The 4494-nt window shown below is 65.0% G+C and carries 3 protein-coding genes and 1 pseudogene; all 4 read left to right on the top strand.

What is annotated here, in order from left to right; genetic code table 11:
- The first annotated feature begins 90 nt into the window (after nt 1–90).
- A pseudogene (locus tag JOZ79_RS06170) lies at nt 91–1031 on the top strand (zincin-like metallopeptidase domain-containing protein).
- Nucleotides 1032–1195: 164 nt separating this feature from the next.
- On the top strand, nt 1196–1477 hold the full coding sequence (locus JOZ79_RS06165; RefSeq protein WP_294072051.1) for a hypothetical protein: 282 nt from the start codon (nt 1196–1198) through the stop codon (nt 1475–1477).
- Entirely contained in the window at nt 1429–2382 is a 954-nt protein-coding gene (locus JOZ79_RS06160) for an IS110 family transposase (protein ID WP_294072048.1), read from the top strand. The genes JOZ79_RS06165 and JOZ79_RS06160 overlap by 49 nt, the downstream gene beginning before the upstream one ends.
- A 431-nt stretch (nt 2383–2813) precedes the next feature.
- A partial coding sequence (locus tag JOZ79_RS06155) for a ParB N-terminal domain-containing protein (RefSeq protein WP_294072043.1) occupies nt 2814–4494 on the top strand: 1681 nt, incomplete at its 3' end.

Here is a 4494-nt window from a genome sequence, read left to right as displayed (position 1 = left end):
AACGCCCCGAGAGCGAGAGTGTGGACGGATTTGCCGTGACGGGTTGAAAGCTGGGAGAGAGGCTCCCGGCGCCTGTCGCGGGGATCCGCGATGTCCAGAGACGGCGCTCGCGCTCGGTCCGGTGTCAGCCGGACGAGCCTCTACGATGAATCACCACCAAACTGGAGGCCGGCCGCGTGCCCTGGGTGCAGCCCTGGGGCACGGCGGCGGCAAAGGCCCCGCTCCTCATGCCGAAGAACGCCAGCACCGGCCGGTTCTATTCCGGGATCAACGTGCTGATCCTCTGGGGTTCGGTCATCGAGCATGGTTTCCCGGTCCAGGCCTGGCTCAGCTTTCGCCAGGCCCTCGGTCTCGGCGGCAATGTTCGCAAGGGCGAGCACGGCACCACCGTCGTCTATGCCGATCGCTTCATTCCCGACGATGAGAAGAAGCGCGCGCAAGAGACCGGCGAGGAAGCCCAAGCGATCCCGTTCCTCAAGCGCTTCACCGTCTTCAACCTCGCGCAATGCGAAGGCCTGCCGGAGAATCTCGTGGTCGCCGCACCGCCTCCCGACCCGGGCCTTATCGAGCCCCAGGTGGAAGCATTGATCAAAGCGAGCGGCATCGATTTCCGCATCGGCGGCAGCCGCGCCTTCTACATGCCCGCGCAGGACTATGTGCAGGTCCCGCCACCGCAAGCCTATTTCGAGCCGATCAATTGGCACCGGACCGCGCTCCATGAGCTCGGCCACGCCAGCGGCGCACCGCACCGGCTCAATCGTGACCTCTCTGGCTCTTTCGGCTCAAAGAAGTATGCGTTTGAAGAGCTGGTCGCGGAGATGAACGCCGCGTTCTGTTGCGCCTCGCTCGGCATCGTGCCGACCGTGCGCCACGCCGATTACATCGGCTCCTGGATCGAGGTGCTGCGCGAGGACAACCGGGCCATCGTTCGCGCCGCATCGCAGGCGAGCAAGGCCGCCGACTTCCTCCTCGGCTTTCTTCCCAGCGATGACGCACCGGGCGCCGTGGCGAACGAGCAGGAGGCCGCGTGATGCGCCTCCTGTTGCGACAATGAGCCGGCCGTTACGCAAAGCCGGATTTGTGCGGATACGCATCTCCGGTTCGCCGGATCCCCGGCATTCCAGAGATCCTATGGAGACGGTCGACGCGCGGCCATACGAGGCTGCTGGGGTGCAACCCGTAGGAGAACTTCAACATGCTTGCCGAGAAGGAAGTCGTCGCCCCAGCCTTGTCCGTCGCCACCGACCCGATCTTCGTCGCGATCGAGATGAGCCGATCGAAGTGGGTGATCGGCACGCACGTCCCAACCGCCGCCAAGGTTGGCATCCATGTCGTCGAGTGGGGCGACGTGGATGCGCTGCTACAGTTATTCGCGCGCCTCCGCCTTCGCGCAGCCGAGGCGACCGGCACGGCCGACGTATCGATCTTGTGCTGCAAGAGGCGGGTTACGAAGGCTTCTGGCTTCATCGCCGGCTGACCGCCGCCGGCCTCCGCGTGCTCGTGATCGATCCGTCGAGCCTGCTGGTGAACCGCCGAGCCAAGCGGGCGAAGACCGACCGCATCGACGCCAAAGCGATGATCCGCGCGCTAATGGCTTACAACCGCGGCGAGGACCAGGTGCTAAGCGCCGTTCAGGTGCCCAGCGCCGCGCAGGAAGACCATCGCCGGCTCGTGCGCGAGCGGCAGTGCTTGGTCTACGACTGCACGGCGCATACTAACCGCATCCGGGGCTTGCTGCTGACGCAGGGGATCGTCGGTTTTGATCCTCGCGCCGGTGACGCGGACCAGCGGCTTGATGAGCTTGTCACCGGCGATGGCCGCCCGCTCGGGCCGCGGCTGCGCGATGAGATCCGCCGCGAGATCGCCCGCCTGCGGATCGTCATCGACCAGCTGAAGGCCATCAGCGCGGAGCGTGACGCCATCGCGCGCGTCAGGAAAGTCGACGCCGCTCCGGCCGAGCGGGATGTGGCGGACGCCGACGCGACGATGATTGCGGCGCTCGCCCGCATCAAAGGTGTCGGTCCCAATGACTCCTCGGTGCTTGTACGCGAGGCCTTCTGGCGCAAGTTCAACAACCGGCGCGAGCTCGCCGCCTGGAGCGGTCTGGCACCGACGCCATGGGCCAGCGGCGCGGTCACTCGGGACCAGGGCATCGCCAAAACCGGTCCTGCCATATTCCGATCCCACATGCTTCAGATCGCGTGGCGCTGGCTTCAGCATCAGCCGCAAAGTCGACTGAGCCAGTGGTTCATCGAACGGACGAACGGCGCGAACGGCCGGCTTCGGCGGATCATGATCGTGGCGCTCGCCCGCAAGCTGCTCGTCGCGCTCTGGCGTTACGCTACGACGGGCCTCGTGCCAACCGGCGCCATTGTCACCTGAAGCTTTGTCGAGTTCCCCTGGGCGCAACAGGGGAAAACCGGGAGGATGTGTGACCGGCCCTCTTACTGGCTGAGAAACGCCGTCATTAGAGAAGGGTCCCATCCCCTCGAGCGTCGAGCCCGCAGCAAACGGGATGGTGGTCGCGAGGCCTGCTGAGCAGGAACTCGAACCGGATAAAAGGTGAGCTGGTCAGACTGCCAGCTTTGCAAGATGACGCTCTGCCCGGGTCGGTTGCGAACACGACCACGCCGACTTTGCCGGCGATGATCTTCTGCGCTTCGCCGACAAACAGCGAGATGTCCGGCCGTGCCTTTCAACGAAAAACTGCGGTGCTTGACCCGCCCCATAAAAGTGAGAGGGCTGCGCCGGTCTTCGTGACGGGTTGGAAGCCGAGAGAGAGTCTTTCGGCGCCCGTCGCGGAGACAATCCCGATGGCTACTGCTGTTCAGAAGATCACCCTGTCATCGTCGCGCGACATACCCTTCAACAAGCTTGTTCTCTCCCAGTCGAATGTCCGGCGCGTGAAGGCCGGCGTCTCGATCGAGGAGCTGGCGGAGGACATCGCGCGGCGCACGCTCCTGCAAAGCCTCAATGTCCGGCCGATCCTCGACGCCGAGGGTGTCGAGACCGGCATGTTCGAGGTTCCGGCCGGTGGCCGGCGCTATCGCGCGCTCCAGCTTCTCGTCAAACAGAAGCGTCTCGCCAAAACGGCACCGGTGCCCTGCGTCGTGCGCGATCCCAGCGTCGACATCTCCGCCGAAGAAGACTCGCTGGCCGAGAACGTTCACCGCGCGTCGCTCCACCCCCTCGACCAGTTCCGCGCCTTTCAGGCATTGCGCCAGAAGGGCCAATCCGAAGAAGAGATCGCTGCCGCCTTTTTCGTCGGCGCCAACGTCGTGAAGCAACGGCTGCGCCTCGCGGCGGTGTCGGAGAAGCTGCTCGACATCTATGCCGAAGACCGCATGTCGCTCGAACAGCTCATGGCGTTCACGGTGACGAGCGATCACGCGCGCCAGGAGCAGGTCTGGGAGTCGCTGCAGCGCTCCTACAGCCAGGAGCCCTATCAGATCCGCCGCATGTTGACCGAGCGCACGGTGCGCGCGTCGGACAGGCGCGCTCTGTTCATCGGCATCGAAGCTTACGAGCAGGCTGGCGGCATTGTCATGCGCGATCTCTTTCAGCAGGACTACGGCGGATGGCTGGAGAATGTCGGCCTGCTCGATGCGCTGGTGGCCGAGAAGCTGAAGGTCGAAGCGGAGAAGATCGCTGCCGAAGGATGGAAGTGGATCGAAGTGAATGTCGATTTCCCGTTCGGGTATACACATCATCTGCGCGAGCTCGAAAGGACGCCGACAGACCTTACAGCCGAGGAACGGGCGACTATCGAGGCCTTGAAAGCCGAGTACGCCAAGCTTGAGGCGGAATACGAGAACGCCGACGAGCTGCCTGACGACGTCGATGCTCGTCTCGGCGAAATCGAAACGGCGCTCGCCGCCTTCGAGGATCGGCCGGTAAGCTACGATCCCGCCGAGCTCGCTCGCGCCGGCGTCTTCGTCAGCATCGATTCGGATGGCGGCCTCTCGGTCGATCGCGGCTACGTCCGGCCGGAAGATGAGCCGCCTGCCAGCACAACTACGGACGACGACGCTGGCAGCGACGGCGATGCGAGCGACGGTGGCGAGCCTTCCGCGCCCACCATCCAGCGCGCCGTGATCACGATCGGGGGCCGGCCCGAGGTCGATGAGGACGAGGAGGATATCGTCAAGCCGCTGCCGGACCGGCTAATGAGCGAGCTGACCGCCTATCGGACGCTGGCGCTGCGGGACGCGGTGGCGAACAATCCCCATGTCGCGATGACAGCGTTGCTGCACAAACTCTGCCTGGACACTTTCCAGCACAGCGCGGCGGGCACTTGTCTCGAAGCCTCGGTGCGGCACGTGTTCTTCTCAATCCAGCCGGCTGACTTGAAGGACAGCGCGCCCGCGAAAGCGGTCGCGGAACGGCACGAGGCGTGGAAGGCAGACCTGCCGAAGGACGAGGCCACACTCTGGGACTGGCTCGCCGCTCTCGACGACGCCAGCCGCGCCGCGTTGCTCGCGCACTGCGTCTCCT

It is taken from the genome of Sphingomonas sp. (assembly GCF_019242355.1).
In the GTDB taxonomy this organism is placed as follows: Bacteria; Pseudomonadota; Alphaproteobacteria; order Sphingomonadales; family Sphingomonadaceae; genus Sphingomicrobium.
This window is presented reverse-complemented; position numbering and strand designations above follow the sequence as displayed.